General features: G+C 36.4%; 20 protein-coding genes and 1 riboswitch. Of the genes, 19 read left to right on the forward strand and 1 reads right to left on the reverse strand.

The features are described 5' to 3' along the window. Positions 1 to 9: 9 nt before the first annotated feature. From fliS to F8153_RS03125, 17 genes are all read left to right on the forward strand, one after another. Positions 10 to 465 carry a flagellar export chaperone FliS gene (gene fliS, locus F8153_RS03045; RefSeq protein ID WP_151864887.1) on the forward strand — a complete coding sequence of 152 codons (456 nt, stop codon included), beginning with the start codon at positions 10 to 12 and terminating at the stop codon, positions 463 to 465. Between the two features lie 442 nt (positions 466 to 907). Then, on the forward strand, positions 908 to 3,097 hold the full coding sequence (locus F8153_RS03050; RefSeq protein ID WP_192929627.1) for a Tex family protein: 2,190 nt from the start codon (positions 908 to 910) through the stop codon (positions 3,095 to 3,097). A gap of 238 nt (positions 3,098 to 3,335) precedes the next feature. Next, positions 3,336 to 3,824 (forward strand): hypothetical protein, encoded by a 489-nt coding sequence (locus tag F8153_RS03055; protein WP_151864889.1) that lies wholly within the window; start codon positions 3,336 to 3,338, stop codon positions 3,822 to 3,824. 57 nt (positions 3,825 to 3,881) lie between these two features. After that, positions 3,882 to 4,001: riboswitch (FMN riboswitch) on the forward strand. Between the two features lie 87 nt (positions 4,002 to 4,088). Further along, positions 4,089 to 4,700, forward strand: coding sequence for an ECF transporter S component (locus F8153_RS03060; RefSeq protein WP_151864890.1), 612 nt, complete (start codon positions 4,089 to 4,091; stop codon positions 4,698 to 4,700). 369 nt (positions 4,701 to 5,069) lie between these two features. Further along, complete coding sequence (gene tsaE / locus F8153_RS03065; RefSeq protein ID WP_151864891.1) at positions 5,070 to 5,525, forward strand: tRNA (adenosine(37)-N6)-threonylcarbamoyltransferase complex ATPase subunit type 1 TsaE; 456 nt, start codon at positions 5,070 to 5,072, stop codon at positions 5,523 to 5,525. Next, entirely contained in the window at positions 5,522 to 6,229 is a 708-nt protein-coding gene (gene tsaB / locus F8153_RS03070) for a tRNA (adenosine(37)-N6)-threonylcarbamoyltransferase complex dimerization subunit type 1 TsaB (protein ID WP_151864892.1), read from the forward strand. Before tsaE ends, tsaB begins: the two co-directional genes overlap by 4 nt. Positions 6,230 to 6,232: 3 nt before the next feature. Then, on the forward strand, positions 6,233 to 6,679 hold the full coding sequence (rimI, locus tag F8153_RS03075) for a ribosomal protein S18-alanine N-acetyltransferase (RefSeq protein WP_151864893.1): 447 nt from the start codon (positions 6,233 to 6,235) through the stop codon (positions 6,677 to 6,679). Positions 6,680 to 6,788: 109 nt separating this feature from the next. Next, entirely contained in the window at positions 6,789 to 8,033 is a 1,245-nt protein-coding gene (locus F8153_RS03080; RefSeq protein WP_192929628.1) for an efflux RND transporter periplasmic adaptor subunit, read from the forward strand. A 17-nt stretch (positions 8,034 to 8,050) separates the two neighbouring features. Beyond that, a complete protein-coding gene (locus F8153_RS03085; protein ID WP_151864895.1) occupies positions 8,051 to 9,256 on the forward strand; it encodes an ABC transporter permease in 1,206 nt (401 codons plus the stop codon). 27 nt (positions 9,257 to 9,283) lie between these two features. Further along, positions 9,284 to 10,489, forward strand: a complete 1,206-nt coding sequence (locus F8153_RS03090; protein WP_192929629.1) for an ABC transporter permease — start codon at positions 9,284 to 9,286, stop codon at positions 10,487 to 10,489. A 284-nt stretch (positions 10,490 to 10,773) separates the two neighbouring features. After that, a complete protein-coding gene (locus F8153_RS03095; RefSeq protein WP_330577595.1) occupies positions 10,774 to 11,493 on the forward strand; it encodes an ABC transporter ATP-binding protein in 720 nt (239 codons plus the stop codon). Beyond that, entirely contained in the window at positions 11,480 to 12,106 is a 627-nt protein-coding gene (locus tag F8153_RS03100) for a P-loop NTPase family protein (protein ID WP_151864897.1), read from the forward strand. Before F8153_RS03095 ends, F8153_RS03100 begins: the two co-directional genes overlap by 14 nt. A gap of 74 nt (positions 12,107 to 12,180) precedes the next feature. Continuing rightward, positions 12,181 to 12,759 (forward strand): RNA polymerase sigma factor, encoded by a 579-nt coding sequence (locus F8153_RS03105; protein ID WP_192929630.1) that lies wholly within the window; start codon positions 12,181 to 12,183, stop codon positions 12,757 to 12,759. Further along, positions 12,732 to 13,304, forward strand: a complete 573-nt coding sequence (locus F8153_RS03110; RefSeq protein ID WP_151864899.1) for an anti-sigma factor family protein — start codon at positions 12,732 to 12,734, stop codon at positions 13,302 to 13,304. The genes F8153_RS03105 and F8153_RS03110 overlap by 28 nt, the downstream gene beginning before the upstream one ends. Positions 13,305 to 13,316: 12 nt before the next feature. Further along, positions 13,317 to 14,264 carry a bactofilin family protein gene (locus F8153_RS03115; RefSeq protein WP_151864900.1) on the forward strand — a complete coding sequence of 316 codons (948 nt, stop codon included), beginning with the start codon at positions 13,317 to 13,319 and terminating at the stop codon, positions 14,262 to 14,264. Beyond that, positions 14,251 to 15,414, forward strand: a complete 1,164-nt coding sequence (locus tag F8153_RS03120) for a bactofilin family protein (protein WP_151864901.1) — start codon at positions 14,251 to 14,253, stop codon at positions 15,412 to 15,414. Before F8153_RS03115 ends, F8153_RS03120 begins: the two co-directional genes overlap by 14 nt. 274 nt (positions 15,415 to 15,688) lie before the next feature. Then, positions 15,689 to 15,985, forward strand: a complete 297-nt coding sequence (locus F8153_RS03125; protein WP_151864902.1) for a PAS domain-containing protein — start codon at positions 15,689 to 15,691, stop codon at positions 15,983 to 15,985. 46 nt (positions 15,986 to 16,031) lie between these two features. Here F8153_RS03125 and F8153_RS15960 read toward each other — a convergent pair whose 3' ends face one another. Next, a complete protein-coding gene (locus F8153_RS15960; protein ID WP_192929631.1) occupies positions 16,032 to 16,208 on the reverse strand; it encodes a hypothetical protein in 177 nt (58 codons plus the stop codon). Between the two features lie 138 nt (positions 16,209 to 16,346). Here F8153_RS15960 and tsaD point away from each other — a divergent pair, with 138 nt between their 5' ends. Together tsaD and F8153_RS15965 are read left to right on the forward strand one after the other, a co-directional pair. Continuing rightward, on the forward strand, positions 16,347 to 17,381 hold the full coding sequence (tsaD, locus tag F8153_RS03130) for a tRNA (adenosine(37)-N6)-threonylcarbamoyltransferase complex transferase subunit TsaD (RefSeq protein WP_151864903.1): 1,035 nt from the start codon (positions 16,347 to 16,349) through the stop codon (positions 17,379 to 17,381). Positions 17,382 to 17,469: 88 nt separating this feature from the next. Continuing rightward, positions 17,470 to 17,631, forward strand: coding sequence for a hypothetical protein (locus tag F8153_RS15965; protein ID WP_192929632.1), 162 nt, complete (start codon positions 17,470 to 17,472; stop codon positions 17,629 to 17,631). Positions 17,632 to 17,936: the final 305 nt, after the last annotated feature.

The raw sequence follows: 17,936 nt of genomic DNA on the forward strand, positions 1-17,936 counted from the left end.
AGGGCTATAATGCTTAATAAGGACTATGTTGTAAACAGAGTAGCTACAGCCAATGGAATTCAATTGGTTACCTTGATGTATGAAGGGATGGCCGAGCATTTACAGGATGCTAGGGTAGCCATTGTAAATCAAGAAGAAAACAATCTTAGATTCCATATTCAAAAGGTAAGGGATATATTAACTGAACTATTGGCAACACTTGAAGGAACCTCAGATATAGCCAGTAGTTTAAGAACCATATACATTTATTTAAATAAGCTGGTAACCGATGCCCTTAACAAAAAAGACCCTTCTAAAATAGAAGATGCTCTTAAGGTAATAAAGCCTATTGAAGATGCATGGCAACAGCTGGCAGAAACTCAATCTGAGGATAATCATAAACCAGCAGTAGTAGCTGGACTTACTTATGGTAAAGGTCAGTTAAGGGATTATGTTGTAGAAGAAACTCAATGGAAGAAAGGCTAGACTGTTGAATAAGTAGATGACCAAATTTTTAATTTGAGTCAGTCACTTAGCTAGGAATTTGATATAAAATTCCAATATATTATTCAATATTTTATATCAAATTAACTAGCTACATAAATTAAATCGTTACTGCAAAAACCTAGCATCCTCACGTATGTTCTGAATACGCTCCGGTGCTAGGTTTTATTGCGCCTTGAATCTAACTACTTTTGAACAGTCTATATTAACATTTTAAAATTGCGACAGGGGACATTCTCTCTTTCGCAATTTTATTTTTCTCAATGTAGAGGCTAGGCGTACCCCCTATGCTCTAAAATAGAGAAAAAGGCTCTCGGACAAAAGGCAGGATGAACTCAAAGAGTGTCAGCATTTTAATTATTTACTAATCACTAATTAAAATTGATTTTTATGTTATAATAAGCTTATGAAATTTATGGAAGGGATGAAGAAAATGATTATAAAGCAATTGGCAAAGGAGTTTCAGTTAAAGGAATCTCAAGTAAAAAGTACCGTTGAGCTTATTGATGAAGGAAATACCATTCCCTTTATTGCCCGTTATCGAAAAGAAATAACAGGGGGACTAAGTGATGAGGTTTTAAGGGATCTTCATGAAAGGCTTATTTACTTAAGAAACCTTGAGGGAAGAAAGGAAGAGGTTATTCGATTAATTGATGAGCAAGGAAAGCTTACAGAAGAGCTAAGGGAAGAAATTTTAGCAGCAGAGGTTTTACAAAGAATAGAGGACCTATACAGACCCTATCGACCGAAGCGAAGGACTAGGGCAACCATAGCTAAGGAAAAGGGCCTTGAGCCACTGGCAGAGCTCATAATAAAACAAGAGCTGTTAAGTGGAGATATAGAAGAGTTGGCAAAACCCTTTATAAATGAAGAATTAGAGGTGCATACGATAGAAGATGCATTAAATGGAGCAAAGGACATTATTGCTGAGATGGTCTCGGATGATGCAGAATATAGAGAAAAAATTAGAGAGTTGAATATGAAGAAGGCTGTAGTTCATAGTGAAGCGGTAGATCCAGAAGAGAAAACTGTTTACGAAATGTATTATAGCTTCAGTGAAGCTGTAAATAAAATTGCCAATCATAGAATATTGGCTCTAAATAGAGGTGAAAAGGAGAAAAAGCTTAAAATAAAGCTTAATAGCCCTGATGAGGAGATCACACAATTTTTGATGTCGGCGGTAGTTACCAATAAAAAAGCCATAACCACTGAGGTTTTAGTTGAAGCTGTTGATGACGCTTACAAAAGATTAATAGCACCCTCCATTGAAAGGGAGATTAGAAATATCCTGACGGAAAGGGCAGAAGAGGAAGCTATCAAGGTATTTGGAAAGAATACAAAGCCATTGCTTTTGGTGCCACCTGTTAAAAATGTAAGGGTTTTAGCCATCGACCCTAGTTTTAGGACAGGCTGCAAGCTTGCAGTTCTTGATGAAACCGGTAAGCTTCTAGATTATGCTACAATATATCCCAATGAGCCTCAGAACAAAGTAGAGGAAGCGAAGAAGGTCATGAAGGCATTAATTGAAAAATATGATATAGATGTGATACCCATTGGGAATGGAACAGCCTCACGAGAAACAGAGCTATTGGTTGCAGATATGATAAAGGAAATTAAAAAGACCCTTTATTATACCATTGTTAGTGAAGCTGGAGCATCGGTTTATTCTGCCTCAAAACTGGCCACAGAGGAATATCCAGATATCGATGTATCTATAAGAGGAGCCATCTCTATTGGTCGCAGGCTACAAGATCCATTAGCTGAGCTGGTGAAGATAGACCCTAAAAGCATTGGTGTTGGTCAATATCAACATGACTTAAATCAAGGGAAACTAGGAGAAACCCTTAAGAATGTAGTAGAGGATTGCGTTAATAGCGTGGGTGTTGATTTAAACACAGCAACTCCTTCTCTCCTTCAATATGTTTCAGGGATATCCTATGCCGTAGCTAAAAATATTGTTAAACATAGAGAAGATCATGGAAAGTATAAAGCCAGGGGCCAGCTAAAGGAAATAAAGCGATTGGGAGACAAAGTTTTTCAGCAGTGTGCAGGCTTTTTAAGAATTTCAGATGGAGAAAATCCTTTAGATAATACAGCAGTCCATCCCGAATCCTATGAAATAACTATGCAGCTTATTGAAAAACTAGGATATACTACTGACGATATAAGAAATGGACAACTCAGAAACATTGAAGATAGGATCATGGAATATGGTGGAAAAAATGCTAAGGGTATAAGTTCTCAGATCAAACTATTGGCGGAAGAACTTCAGGTAGGAGAACTTACTTTAAAGGACATTATTGAAGAACTAAAAAAACCTGGAAGGGACCCTAGGGAGGAGATGCCTAAGCCTATATTCAGGAGTGACGTTTTAAAGATGGAGGATTTAAAGCTAGATATGATTATGACAGGAACCGTAAGAAATGTTGTTGACTTTGGGGCCTTTGTGGATATTGGTGTTAAACAGGACGGGTTGGTTCATATATCCCAGCTAAGCGATAAATTTGTAAAGAATCCAATGAGTGTGGTTTCTGTTGGAGATGAAGTTAAGGTAAAAATTATTGGGTTAGATATTGAAAGAGGAAAGATATCCCTAAGTATGAGGAATCTATAGGTTGTAACAAAATAAATCATAGTAAATTCCATGGCTTAATCATCATATAAATTAACCATGGAATTTTTTCATATGGTTTTTTATAAATAATGGAACTTTTAGATGAGTTTGCTCGTCTAGTATATGTAGACTGATAGGACTATTTTATGCTATAAAGGCAGGAATTCTAGTTTTTCTATTGAACTTGTAGAAATATAGAAAAAAAGATAATAATTAGGGATTAAAAGGGGATTGTACTATGGAGAATATGCCGATGAATGTTGTTATATTGGGTTCAATACCAGAAGCTACATTGGTATTACTAATGGGCTTAGCCTTACTTGGTATCAGAGGAAATTGGAAAAAGGTTCTGATAATTGGCATAATACAGGGGGTTTTATCCTATTTTACTCGACGGTATTTACTCTTTGGGATGCATACCGTAACCCTATATCTGACAATGACGCTGTTAACCTGGTTAATCATTAAAACCAATATACTTGTTGCAGCTATTGCCAGTGCCTTAGGAATGATTATCAACAGTTTGATTGAAGGAGTTCTTCTAAGCATCATCATTAACTTTACTGCTATTACCCTCCCAGAAATATTATCGCGAGACTGGTTGAGGATTGCGGTTACTACACCAAAACAAATTGTTTTGCTTATACTGGTATATCTCTGCCTGAAATATAGCTTTACACTAGATGAAGATATACACATATTTAAAAGGATTAAGGAAAGGGCCTAAATAATCTATTGATTTTAGAAGAATTTAGGTATATAATTACATTAATAGAATATGGTATATATTCTTCAGGGCAGGGTGAAATTCCCGACCGGCGGTCAAAATCCGCGAGTCGATTTAATCGATTGAACTGGTGAAATTCCAGTATCGACAGTAAAGTCTGGATGGGAGAAGATTTTGAAGCATGCTTTTTTGCGCCTGAAGAAATCTTTAGGTGTTTTTTTATTACATAAAACACCTTATACAAAACTTTAGGAGGTTATATTTATGGAGAGAGCTTCTAGTTATGGTTTTAAAACAAAGTTTACTACTAGAACCATGGTGAAGGTAGCTGTGTTATCGGTTTTAGCTTATATGTTAATGATGTTGCAATTTCCTATTCCACTATTTCCTGCCTTTTTAAAGGTAGATTTAAGTGATGTACCGGCCTTAGTAGGGGGCTTTGCATTAGGTCCTGTAGCAGCTGTAGCCATCCAGCTGGTGAAGGTGTTGTTGTTCTTTATCACTAGAAGTGAAACTGGAGGAGTAGGTGAACTAGCAAACTTTATCATAGGTGTGTCTTATATATTACCAGCAACCCTAATATACCAAGCTAGAAAAGAGAAGAAGTTTGCTATTATTGGTGGAATAACTGGAACCATTACGATGGCTATTGTGGGCGCTTTGGCAAATATCTATATTCTAATACCCTTTTACGCAAACTTTATGCCAATTGATGCAATAGTAGCTATGGGAACTGCAGTGAACAGCAATATTAACTCTATAAGTACCTTAGCTTTATATGCAATTACTCCCTTTAACTTATTAAAAGGTACAATAATCACAGTGGTAACATTGTTAATTTACAAGAAAATATCACCGATATTAAAGAATAAGTAAAATAATATTAAATGAAGAATGTTAAATGTTGAATGTTGAGTTAATGAAGAAATTTGCTTAGGCAAATTTCTTTTTTTTTTACCCAGTAAACCCTAGCTATTGATTGAAAGCCTTTAGCTGTTGGAATAACAATATTAAAACATTTTACCCCTATTAAATAAGTTAGTTGATTATAGATTAGGGTTCGTTGCTTTTTTTATAAGACTGTTGGTAATAATTCAACATTTAACATTCAACATTGTCTTCTATATCTATATTTATTCCCGTCATTGGCTATAATGTAGAAAATATGAAAAAAGGATGGAATTAACAGGGAACTATGCTACAATAGAATATTGAAGAGAGAATAATAATTTAGTAGGTGAATTTATGAATTGTATAGAAGTAAAAGGATTAGAAAAAACCCAAGAAATAGCCCTCAAGCTAGGACAGAGCTTAAGAAGGGGAGATATCATATGCCTAACAGGTGACTTGGGTGCAGGAAAAACCACCTTTACCAAAGCCCTTGCTATGGGCCTAGGGGTAACTGATACAGTAACAAGTCCAACCTTTACCATCATTCAAGAATATGAAGGTAGACTTCCCCTATATCATTTTGATGTATATAGAATAGATGATCCTCAGGCAATGGAGGATATTGGTTTTGATGAATATTTATTTGGCGATGGAGTTTGTGTAATAGAGTGGGCTAATATTATTAAGGAGCTAATACCTAACAATAGCTTATGGATAGAAATCTTGGTTAATGGTGAAGAAGAGAGACGCATATACTTTAACTACAGTGTTGGGTACGAAAAAATAATTGAGGAGCTGTTGAAGATATGAAATTACTAGCACTGGATACTTCATCAATGGTGGCTACAGTAGCCATTATGGAGGAGGATAAACTTATAGCAGAAACGGTTTTAAATCACAAAAAGACCCACTCAAGTCAATTGATGCCATTAATAAAAGAGGCCTTGGATAACTGTGGATTAACACCGGCGGATATTGATTATTTTGCTGCCTCCCTAGGTCCAGGTTCCTTTACGGGCTTAAGAATAGGCATTACCACAATTAAAGCAATGGCACAGGCATTGAATAAACCTGTTGTAGGAGTCTCAACCCTTGATGCCTTGGCCTATAATCTACCCTGTAGCGAAGGAATCCTCTGTCCGATCATAGATGCACAAAGGGATAATCTCTACACAGCTAGATATAAGTGGAAAAAACAGGAACTCAATAGAATCTCTGACTATGACATATTACATATAGATGAACTTATAGATGTTCTAAATAATCAGAATGAAAAGATCATCTTTTTAGGAGATGGTATAAATCAGTTTCAACAAATTTTAGAAGGCAGCTTAAAGGAGAAGGCTCTCTTCCCCCACAATGCCCTTTCCATTCCTAGGGCTTCTTCAATAGGGGGCTTGGCCTTAATACAAATTAAGGAAGGGAATGTACAGAAGGCTGAAGAACTCCTTCCTATATACATGAGAAAATCACAAGCAGAAAAGCAATTTGAAGAAAGAATGAGGGAAAAGTAAAGGATGGAGTCTTGTATAATTAGAGGCATGAAGCTTTCGGATATAAATCAAGTTGCCAAAATTGAAGAGGCCTGCTTTGCAGTTCCTTGGACCAAGGCAGCCTTCGAAAAGGAAATAAGGAGTAATCTGTTGGCTAAATATTATGTAGTATTAATAGACGACAAAATTGTAGCCTATGGGGGTATGTGGCTAATAATGGAGGAAGCCCATGTCACCAATATTGCGGTAGATCCATTGGAGCAGGGTAAGGGTTTTGGTAGAAGGTTGACAGAAGAGATGATAGAAGAAGCCAAAGCAATGGGAGCCCTAAAGATTACCCTTGAGGTTCGAAAAAATAATGTCGTAGCTCAGAATCTATATAAAAGTTTAGGGTTTTTACCCTGTGGAATAAGGCCTGGCTATTATAGTGATAATGGAGAGGATGCAATCATCATGTGGAAGGATTTATAGATATAAAAAAATTATTTTTTATAACTATAAACTTTTCAACGAATTATACGTAAAAATCTATGAAGTGTATTTTAAAAAAAATTATGATTGAAATATGAGGAGGCTCAATATGACTAAAAAGGGAAAGAAGAGATTGATAACTGTTATTGTTATCCTTTTGGTACTAGGGGGAATTTCAGCAGCTGCCGTATCTGCATCTAAAGGGTCAAAGGCGGGTATTACTGTTGATGCTATAACCATTGATAAGGGTGACATTTTTGTTAAGGTTCCAGCTAATGGAGTGTTGGAAGAGGTTGAAAAAACAATGATATTCCATGAAGGGAATAGTAGAGTCGAGACAATTGAGGTTGAAGTTGGAGATACGGTGGAAGAAGGCCAAGTACTAGCAACTCTAGATACAGCTGAAATGGGTAATCAACTTGAAATAGCTGAAGTTCAGTTGGAAATGGAAAGAATTAGTTTAGTAAAGCTAGAAGAAGCCAGGGTGGAGGCTATGAAGGATCTAGAGAAAAATATACAGGATGCAGAGGCCCTATTAGAAAGAAACAAAGAGATTTATAACAGCGGTGGGATTTCTAAGGTGGAACTTGAAAACAGTGAGAAGAGCTACTCAGAGCTTATGGATACATATCAACAATATGAAGAGAATAGTGATTCTATGTACTTTGATATAGAGAGATTAAAAAAGCAGATTAGGGTATCAGAGCTCAATATTCAGGATATTAAAAGGAATATAACTAAAATGGAAGAAGCTATTGTTGCTACGGTTTCTGGTACCATTACCCAGGTGAATCTTCAACAAGGAGCAATTACGAATCCTGCCCAGCCTGGATTTGTAATATCTGATACGAATAATCTTGAGATCCAAATACATGTAAACGAATATGACATTAATAAGGTGAAGTTGGGGCAAAAGGTTGAGATAGAAGCAGAGGCATTACCATCGGTTGTATTCAATGGCGTTGTTGAAAAAATCTCACCTGTCGCAACCAGAATGGCATCTGGTCAAACCAGTGAAACCGTTGTATTGGTGACAATTAAGGTTTCAGATCAGCACGAAATGCTTAAACCAGGATTTTCAGCAAAGACTCGAATTATCAGCGAAGAAAAATTGGATACAATTGTCGTACCCTTTGACTCAATTGTATATGAGCAAGATAACCTAGAAGTGAAATATGTTTTTGTAGTTGCAAATGATAAGCTGGAGAAAAGAGAGATTAAAACAGGAGTTGAATCTGATTTCCACGTGGAAGTAGCTGAAGGCTTAGAGGTAGGAGATAAGATTGTTCAAAGACCCACCACCAGCCTTAAAGAGGGAACAACCGTTATGGTACGGGAAGTAGAAAATAAATAAGCAAGGAAGGTAGTCCTATGAATTTCCTAGAGAATATTCGTTTAGCCCTATCCTCCATTAAAGCCAGTAAAATGAGAACATTTTTAACAATGCTTGGGATAATAATTGGCATTGCGGCGGTTGTAACAATATCGGCCATTGGAAATGGAGGAAAGTATCAAATTCAAAAGAGTCTTGAACAGTTTGGCACCAATAGATTAATGGTGTATATGAATTGGAATGACCAGAAAAGCTTTAGTAGTCGGGATTATTTAACCGATAGGGATGTCGAAGCAATAAGGAACATAAAAGGTATAGAGGCAATATCACCAATTTACGAGGATTATTCTTCCTTAAGAATTTTAGATAAAACCATAGATGTGATATTGATAGGCTCCAATAGCGAAACAGATGTAATAAACAATGTTGAAATGATATCAGGAAGATTTATTTCCCAACAGGATGTGGATAATCATAACTACTCTATTGTAATCTCTCAAAAAGAAGCAAAGGAGCTATTTGGTCAACAGGATGTTTTGGGTGAGAAGGTAACCATGAACTCCTATGTAGGACCTGTGGATTTCACAATTGTGGGGGTTTATCATCACGAGGATAGCCCCTTTGGCGGAAATGTCAATGGGGGAAGGGGTCAAATATATGTACCCATAAAAACCATTATGAGGCTTTACAATCAGACCACCTACTATGGAATTAACTTAAAAATAGAGGATCGTAATGAGATGGATGCCATTGGTCAACAGGTATTAGCCCTGTTAAATAGATTACACAATAGCCAAGACAAATACATGACTTTTAATCTTGAGGAGGCTATGGAGACAGTTAATGGTGTTATTTCCACCATTACAATGGTCCTAGCCATGATAGCAGGAATAGCCCTTCTAGTTGGTGGCATTGGTATAATGAATATCATGTTGGTTACTGTAACAGAAAGAATCAGGGAAATAGGTGTAAAGAAGGCCATAGGAGCTAAAAGACAGGTCATATTGTTACAGTTTTTAACAGAATCCGCACTAATCTCATTAGTGGGAGGAATAGTGGGTATAGTACTTGGTTTTGCCTTTGCCAGCCTAGCTTCAGCCCTATTAAAGATGCCACCACAGATAAGCATCGCCGAGGTACTATTGGCTGCTGGTTTAGCAATATTTGTGGGAATATTGTTTGGCGTCTATCCAGCCAGTAGAGCTTCTAAGTTAGATCCTATTGAAGCACTAAGATATGAGTAATGATAGAAAGTAATGAGGATGATAAAAATGGTACTAATAGAAATTTTGAAGGTATCTGTTCAAAATATATGGTCTAATAAAATGAGGTCTATCCTTACAATGCTGGGCTTAATCATCGGAATAATGGCTGTAGTTATTATCACCACCTTAGGAAATGCAGCTCAGGCTGATATTTATAGCGCTTTTAATGAAGAGGGTAAGGGTAAGATTAATATCAACTTAAATTACAACACAGAAAGACCTGTTCAATATAGAGACTTCTTTACAGAGGATGATGTTTCAGCTGTAGATAGCCATGAAGATGTACTGGCAGCTTCCGCGGAAATTACTAGATGGGTTACCCTAAACTACGGAAATGAAGAGACCACCATAAATCTATTAGGGGTCAACAGTAATTACAACGAGGTTGAAAGCATTGAGGTGTCTAGGGGTAGATTCCTAACAGAAGAGGATGTTAGGGGTAGAAGAAATGTGATTATTATTGATGAACGTACCGCAATGACTTTATTTGATACCTTAGATTGTATAGGTGAAAAGATCAGCGTGACAACAGGATATTTTACAGCCGAGCTAATGGTGGTTGGTGTCGATAAGCTTTCAGATTCGGCTATTTTAAATATGGCTATGGGTAACTACGGCTATGGGTATACACCGATAACCATTGCATCCAGAATGTATTACACAGATCGTTACCCAAGACTAATGGTTCATGTAAATGAGCTAGTGGATGTTGATTCAGCAGGGGGAAGAATACTAACCCTTCTTGAAAGAAGAAATAAAGACTCTGAAATATATCGAGTGAGTAATCGAGAATCAGAGTTTAAACAGGTTAATCAAGTAATAAACACTTTAACCACAATTATATCAGGAATTGCAGCCATTTCCCTTCTAGTTGGAGGAATTGGTATTATGAACATTATGCTGGTTTCGGTAACGGAAAGAACTCGAGAAGTGGGAATTAAAAAAGCTATTGGGGCCAAAAGGGGCGTAATTCTATTGCAGTTCCTGCTGGAGGCGATCATATTGTCGGTTTTAGGTGGATTATTGGGTCTAGCCATTGGCTCGGCCATAGGGTATGGTATGGTTAGTATGTTCAAACTCCCCTTTATCATATCAAGCAATAGTATTACAATGGCCTTTATCTTCTCCATTTTAGTTGGAGTGATATTTGGTGTTTATCCAGCCAATAAAGCCTCTAAGATGGATCCGATTAATGCCCTAAGGTATGAGTAGGGAAAGATCAGAGATTAAGTAATAAGGAATAGGTAATAGGTGAAAGACCAGTGAAAAGTGAAAAGTTAAAAATGAAAAGTGAAAAATGAAAACAGGAAATTAGAAAATATGCAGATAACCAACAGCTTGTCTGTTGTGTTAGTCCCTTAGTTAGAAATCGATAATTCATTACAATCATTTTATGGTGATACATGAATTATGAGATTTTTTACTTCCTTAAATAAAGCATATCAAATTAACCAGTGAGTTAATTAGTGAAAATCCCTTGCTGGGAAGGGAAAGGAATGGTTTATAAAATGATAGAGATCAAGAATTTATCAAAGATATACAAAACGGGTAATATCTCTGTAACGGCTCTAAAGAATGTTACTCTTAAGATTGAAAAGGGAGAGTTTGTAGGTATCATGGGTCCCTCTGGCTCGGGAAAATCCACCTTTATGAATATAATTGGATGTTTGGATAGACCAACCTCTGGATTATATGTTTTGGATGATAAGACAATAGAAAACATGTCAGATAATGAATTGGCTGAAGTAAGGAACAATAAAATTGGGTTTGTATTTCAATCCTTCAATTTACTGCCTAGAACCAGTGCCCTTAAGAATGTTGAGCTTCCTATGGTGTATGCAAAGGTAAGTGCAAAGGAAAGAAGAAGTAGAGCCCTTGAGGCCCTCGATTGGGTTGGTCTTGGCGATAGAACTCATCATAACCCCAATGAACTATCAGGGGGGCAAAAACAGAGGGTTGCCATTGCAAGATCCCTTGTAAACCAACCTGCCATCATTCTTGCTGATGAGCCTACTGGTAATCTCGATACTAAATCAGGTGAAGAGGTTATGGAGATCTTTAAGAAGCTTAACAAGGATGGAGTTACGATTATATTAGTAACCCATGAAAGGGATATAGCCGAACAATCAAAAAGGATTGTAACCTTTAGAGATGGTGAAATAATCAGTGACGAATTAAACGATAGGGAGGCAAAATTAAAAAGTGATCCAGCTTAAAGATTTGAGCCTAATAAAAGATAATGATTATTTATTAAAGAATATCAATCTATCTGTTGACGAAAATGAAGTATATCTGTTGAAGGGCCTAGGTATTGAAAACCTTAAGGCCCTTTATGGTCTGTTAGAAGGAAGATTGATTCCCAGTGAAGGAGATTATTTTTTTGAGGGCAGAAAATTCTACCAATTATCAAATTTAGAAAAAGCATTTATGCGGAAGAATACCATCATTAATTTGTTAGATTCGGCATTTTATAATGGAGAATTTACTGTACAGAAAAATTTACAACAGCAATTGAAAAGAAGTGGACTATATCCAACTAAGTGGAAAGCACTAATTAATGAAACCCTCTCGCAATTGGAGATTCAAACCATTGCAGATAAAAAGGGAGATGAACTAACCCCCCTTCAACTAATGAAAGCAAAGATAGCAAAGGGAGCAGTGGTAAAGCCAAAAGTCCTATTAATAGCTGCAGGTGAATATTTAACTGATGGGGGACAACAGTTAAAAGGAATTTTATTAGAAATCAAGAAAAAAGGAATTTCTGTAATTTATGCAGAAATTAAAAATATGCAGTGTATAGGGGAATTGATAGAAGTAATTATGCTTTAAAAAAAGATTTTGAAAATTATAGACTATTTTTAACAGAATCCGTATATTAGTATGAGGGAAAAGAGGTGGTTATATTGCAGGACACAGATTATAGTATTGTACAAAGGATACTAGAGGGAGATAGTAATGCCTTTAGTGAAATCGTGAATAACTATAAAAAGGCAGTCTTCTCATTATGCTACAGAATGGTACATAATCAAGAGGAGGCAGAGGATTTAGCCCAGGAGGTCTTTATTAAGGCCTATAACCATCTAAGCAAGTATAACCCTCAATTCAAATTTTCAACCTGGATTTTAAAAATAGCTACGAATACCACCATAGATTTTGTTAGAAAGAAAAAGGTAGAGACATTGCCCCTAGATGAAGAAATTTCAACAAAGCAGGAAGGGGCAAGCGCAGAGATAATCTTTTTTCATAAAGAGAATAAGAAAACAATTGAAGATGCAATCAAGGCCCTCCCCATCGAGTATAGATCATTGATAGTACTTTTTCACCAAAATGGATTAAGTTACAATGAGATCAGTGAGCACCTGAATATACCATTATCAAAGGTGAAAAACAGACTCCATAGGGCCAGAAGTATACTTAAAGACACTTTACAAAATGTTAAGAAGGAGGAATCACAATGGACTGCCAAGCAAGTACAAATTTAATGATGAAATACTTAGATAATCACATTACACCCCAAGAATGGGCAGACCTCCAATTACATTTAATGATATGCAAAGATTGCGACGAAGCCTTTAAGGTATACCAGGAAATGCTGGAGGCTCTAGAAACAATGGAAACCCCTGACATATCAGATAAATTTGAAGTGAGAGTTATGGAAGCTATAGACCATAGTCTTTACCATAAAAAGAATAGACAATGGTTTGGTATAAGGGAAGTTTTGATATCCTTCGGAATCTATTTAACCTTTCTTCTTGCTGTACAAAATCCAGGATGGAATATCCTTAAGGTATTAGAATGGATCACTAGAGGGCTATACTATGTTAGTCATATCTTTGGTGTGATAGAAAGCTTCCTAAGTCGATTTGCTACAATCTTTGTTTACTCACGTAGACTTATAATGTTGCAATTTCAAATAATTTCTAATACACAGATTACAACGATTATGTTTTATTTTATTGCTTTAGCCGGACTAACAGCCTTGTTCTTCCTAATTGAAGGGAAGCTACAAAGACTAATAAATAGTTAAGGAGGTATCGAAATGAAAAGTAAAAGCTTAAAATCCTTAGTGATAATTACTTTCGCATTAATCATCATGTCAACATCCTCCATCTATGGAATGAACCAAATCTACAGAGGAGAAATAGTTAGTTTTTTTAAGGATATATACTTAACCTCCAACACAGTGGTCAACGGCAGTGCAGTTTCTTTCTTTGGTGACATCACCATAGATGGTGAGGTAAGAGGAGATGCGGTGGTGATATTTGGAAATGTTACCGTAAGGGGACAAATAACCGGTGATACAGTCGTCATATTTGGCGGAATTGACGTAGAAGAGGGAGGTAGCATAAATAGAGATGCTATATCCATTTTCGGCTCAGGGATCAATGAGAGGGGCACCATTGGTAGAGATTCAATTAGTGTTATGGGTTTTATCCCAAGTGGAATACCCCCTATTGGGATCTTAGTCCTGATCCTTAGCGTTATAACAATAGTTACCCATACCTTTTCCTACATCATTTCAATTATCGCATTACTCTTCTTTAGGCAACGTTTTGATAGAATGGCAGATAATTTTAATAAAGAAATCGGAAAGAAGGCTTTAATTGGAATTTTGATTTTAGTGGGTGGTTTGGTTCTATCAATTATATTAATTATGACTATAATAGGAATACCCGCTTTGCTAATCCTTATTCCGGCCTTAGGCTTATTGCAGTTTACAGGCACCACAACTGTTAAGTTGGCTATAGGTAGAAAAGCTGCTTCCATATTAAATGGAAGGTGGAACAATATCCTTGAGTTGACAGTGGGATCCATAGTATACACTCTGATCGATCTTACTGTTATAGGAAGGTTGTTTACGTTAGCTCTTAGGTTTATTGGCGTAGGAGAAGTAGTAAATAGCCGATTCGGAGAAGATAGGCAACCTCCATTGATAACCTCCGCCATTGAAGGCCCTCAGAAGGGAAATGGTAATGATGATAAATAATTATAATAAATATAAAATAGTTACTCTGCTAATAGTATTATCATTGATCATTTTAACAGCTATTTCCTACGGCAATGAAAGCAAATATCGAACTGTTGGTGAAAATCAGATTGTTGAAGGGGATTTCATTGCCCTTTCGACAAGTGGTGAAAATTATGGAAAGGTAATTGGTGATTTTATTGTCATAGGTGACGAGGCTAAAAATGATGGATTAATTGAGGGGGATATTTTGGCAATGACTTCGGAATTAACCTCTCGAGGAATGGTAAAGGGTGATATAAGGGGGTTCGCTTCTCAAGTAAACATAGAAGGAGAAGTAAATCGCAACGCATCAATTTTAGCAAACCATATAATTTTCAATGATGGCAGTGTTATTGATGGTAGTGTCCATGCTTTAGCTAATACAATGAAGCTCTATGGATTTGTTGGAGGAGATATTAGAGGAACCGTTAATACTTTAGAGATTCACGGAACAATTAAAGGGAATGTTTATATACATGTAAAAAACATTGAATTTGACAGTGGGGGAAAAATTGAGGGAGATTTAGTATATATTAGCGAAGATGAACTAGATATCCCTAAAGAATATATTGGGGGAACCATAGAGCATAATTATCCAACAAACTCTAGCTTACCTTACCAATTAAATCTCTTAGGTCAACAGTTAAAAAGGTTTTTACTATTATTCAGGGTTTTATTCCTAATATCCTATTTGATAGTTGGTAGCATATTGATTAGACTATTTAAAAAACCAACTGAAAGAGCTGCAGCCAATATCGAGAAATCTCCTATTTTAGGTCTAGGCATTGGATTGGCACTGCTGGTGGTAGTGCCTATTGTAGCTATTCTACTAATGGCAACAGTTATTGGGATACCCATTGGTGGTATGATTTTTGTATTTTACTTCATATTAATATACCTATCTAGAATACCTGTAGGGTTGTGGCTGGGACAGAAGATATTTAAAGATTCACCTCACCCTATATTAGCATTTATTCTTGGGAGCATATTAATAAGCGCAGCTTCGCTGATTCCAGTAGTGGGGAAACTATTATCCTTCGTAGTATTAATCATAGGTATGGGAATTTCCGTCATTATGATAAAAGGATACTACAAAAAGGAATATGAAGAAGAAGAAGGCAGTGAATAACGAAAAGAAAACCAAGGAGAAAACCAAGGGCGAGAAAACCAAGGGGACGGTTCTCCTGGTTGTAACACCTCCAAACGTATGTTAGTCTATATTTGGAGGTGTTTTTTCATTTGCTATACTTTCAGTTGTTTGATTTTAATCACGGTTTTGTAGGTAATATAAGGGTAATATAAGACAAAGATCAAAATCAAAGTAATCAATAAGAAGTAAACCGTAATAAGGAATAGGTAAGGTAATGTAAGCTCTGAAAATCCTAAATTGTAGTAATGAATAATTGGTTAAATACTTCTCGGAAGGAAAGGAAAGAATATTTAATAGGACAAATCATTGGGCGGAAGGTAGAAAATCGTCACACCCCATAAGTGTCCATGTTGTTGAAAAAATCGTTAGCGACTTTAAGAATGGTGTCAGGGATCATGTAGACTTCTGGATTCAGATGAAGGGAATGTTTATTTACATTCAGTACTTTTCAGTTAGAGATAAAGAAGGGAGCTTCATGGGAACCCTTGAAGTAACCCAAAATATTGCAGGCATTAGGGAGCTAAATGGTGAGAAGGGACTAATGGAGTAAATTGAATAGAATTAATTAGGAAATAATAAAAAAATCGATAGCAATGCTATCGATTTTGGTCCTTTTTACCTCTCTTCTTTTCATCAGTAGGAGCCTTCATTGCTACTGGTAATATAGCCATATCCATTTGATTTATTGGCTCTAGCATACCATCAGACATGATATTCTTATCACTTAACCTTTCGGTGAAGCTATGCTTTCTTTCATTACGTCTTTTTGCCATAATTATCACACTCCTTAAGTTTATTATTTGAAGCTAGAAGAAAAATAATCATCCATTATTCTAAAACTCTACATTTTTTTTCTTTTTAAAGTTATAATGAAATATAAAAGAGATCATTGGAAGGTGTGAAGCTTTTGTATGGAAAAAACTAAAGATAGGGTAATAACCCTAGCAATAGAAACCAGTTGTGATGAAACCTCAGTAAGTATTTTGGAAAACGGTAGATGGGTGTTATCAAATATCATAGCATCTCAAATAGAGCAGCATCAAAAATTTGGTGGTGTAGTCCCAGAGGTAGCCTCTAGAAAGCACATCGAAGTTATTAATCAGGTTATCCAGCAGGCACTGCAGGAATCTAAGCTAGACTTTTCTGATGTAAACCATGTAGCTGTTACCTATGGCCCTGGTCTCGTGGGTGCACTACTGGTGGGGGTAGCGGCTGCCAAGGCAATAGCCTTTGCTAGAGGCATACCCCTTAACGGAGTGAACCACATCGAAGGGCATATCTATGCAAACTTTATTGAAGACAAGGATTTAGAACCTCCCTTTATCACCTTGGTTGTATCTGGAGGTCATAGTCATTTGGTACATGTAAAGGATTATGGCATATATGAAGTCCTTGGCAGAACCAGGGATGATGCGGCTGGGGAGGCCTTTGATAAAATTGCTAGAGCTTTAGGGCTTAACTATCCAGGAGGACCAGAAATTGATAGGTTGGCTAAGGTGGGGGACAAATACGCCATTGAATTTCCTAAGGCATACCTAGAGGAAGGTAGCTACGATTTCAGCTTTAGTGGTTTAAAATCAGCGGTATTAAACTACATAAACAGTCAGAAGATGAAGGGAAATGACATTATTGCTGAGGATGTTGCAGCAAGCTTTCAAAGGGCAGTTGTAGAAATTTTAGCTGAAAAGACAATTAAATGTGGAATTGATAAGGGAGTTCAAACAATTTGTTTGGCCGGGGGTGTAGCTGCTAATAGCAGCCTTAGAAACCACTTAAAAGACTTATGTAGTCAGCATGGAATAGCCTTTAAATATCCATCATTAAAGCTGTGTACCGATAATGCTGCAATGATCGGCTGCGTAGGTTATTATGATTATATAAAGGGATTAAGGTCTCCCTTAAGCCTTAATGCAGTACCATCCCTTAAGTTGGGAGAAGGGCTATAAACTAGTAATACCCCTTTATATTGCCGGTATAAATGCCCTTAGACCTATGATATAATCAGGGTGCATACTAAAATTAGGGGGGCTGTTGATGGAACTGTTATCTTGGATGAAAAGGGTTGATGAAGATCTATCAAGAACTGAGCTGTTAGAAATTATTGAGGACATGCATAGTATTATTAACTCTTTACTTGTGGAAAATAAAAAATACAAGGAAACAATAATGGAACTGACACCAGTAGGTAAAAAATAAATTGTTAAGTACATATTATGTTAAGTGTTTACCCCTTCACAAAAATGGTGAAGGGGTATTTTTATTAGGTGTATTCTGTGGACTTATTAACAAGAAAACCTGTTCCCCTCTGTGGATAATGTGGAATAAACCGCTAATAAACCTATGCTAATAAGAATAAATGTGGATAATATTGTGGAATCTGTGGATAAAATGTGGAGGAATGTGCACAATTCTAATCAACTAAAAAATATACACTTAAAGATTAAATTTTCGACAAAATACCCGTTAACATAAAGTGAAAGAAATAAATATATAATAAATTT

This window comes from Alkaliphilus serpentinus, from assembly GCF_009017255.1.
GTDB classification, from domain to species: domain Bacteria; phylum Bacillota; class Clostridia; order Peptostreptococcales; family Natronincolaceae; genus Alkaliphilus_D; species Alkaliphilus_D serpentinus.

What these genes read in the sequence shown, in the direction of transcription:
- F8153_RS15965 (WP_192929632.1), top strand. Translation starts at nt 17,470, where the DNA reads ATGGAACTGTTATCTTGGATGAAAAGGGTTGATGAAGATCTATCAAGA.
- tsaE (WP_151864891.1), top strand. Translation starts at nt 5,070, where the DNA reads ATGAATTGTATAGAAGTAAAAGGATTAGAAAAAACCCAAGAAATAGCC.
- F8153_RS03055 (WP_151864889.1), top strand. Translation starts at nt 3,336, where the DNA reads ATGGAGAATATGCCGATGAATGTTGTTATATTGGGTTCAATACCAGAA.
- F8153_RS03060 (WP_151864890.1), top strand. Translation starts at nt 4,089, where the DNA reads ATGGAGAGAGCTTCTAGTTATGGTTTTAAAACAAAGTTTACTACTAGA.
- F8153_RS03095 (WP_330577595.1), top strand. Translation starts at nt 10,774, where the DNA reads ATGGTTTATAAAATGATAGAGATCAAGAATTTATCAAAGATATACAAA.
- F8153_RS03080 (WP_192929628.1), top strand. Translation starts at nt 6,789, where the DNA reads ATGACTAAAAAGGGAAAGAAGAGATTGATAACTGTTATTGTTATCCTT.
- F8153_RS03050 (WP_192929627.1), top strand. Translation starts at nt 908, where the DNA reads ATGAAGAAAATGATTATAAAGCAATTGGCAAAGGAGTTTCAGTTAAAG.
- F8153_RS03115 (WP_151864900.1), top strand. Translation starts at nt 13,317, where the DNA reads ATGAAAAGTAAAAGCTTAAAATCCTTAGTGATAATTACTTTCGCATTA.
- tsaD (WP_151864903.1), top strand. Translation starts at nt 16,347, where the DNA reads ATGGAAAAAACTAAAGATAGGGTAATAACCCTAGCAATAGAAACCAGT.
- tsaB (WP_151864892.1), top strand. Translation starts at nt 5,522, where the DNA reads ATGAAATTACTAGCACTGGATACTTCATCAATGGTGGCTACAGTAGCC.
- F8153_RS03120 (WP_151864901.1), top strand. Translation starts at nt 14,251, where the DNA reads ATGATGATAAATAATTATAATAAATATAAAATAGTTACTCTGCTAATA.
- fliS (WP_151864887.1), top strand. Translation starts at nt 10, where the DNA reads ATGCTTAATAAGGACTATGTTGTAAACAGAGTAGCTACAGCCAATGGA.
- rimI (WP_151864893.1), top strand. Translation starts at nt 6,233, where the DNA reads ATGGAGTCTTGTATAATTAGAGGCATGAAGCTTTCGGATATAAATCAA.
- F8153_RS03090 (WP_192929629.1), top strand. Translation starts at nt 9,284, where the DNA reads ATGGTACTAATAGAAATTTTGAAGGTATCTGTTCAAAATATATGGTCT.
- F8153_RS03110 (WP_151864899.1), top strand. Translation starts at nt 12,732, where the DNA reads ATGGACTGCCAAGCAAGTACAAATTTAATGATGAAATACTTAGATAAT.
- F8153_RS15960 (WP_192929631.1), bottom strand. Translation starts at nt 16,208, where the DNA reads ATGGCAAAAAGACGTAATGAAAGAAAGCATAGCTTCACCGAAAGGTTA.
- F8153_RS03085 (WP_151864895.1), top strand. Translation starts at nt 8,051, where the DNA reads ATGAATTTCCTAGAGAATATTCGTTTAGCCCTATCCTCCATTAAAGCC.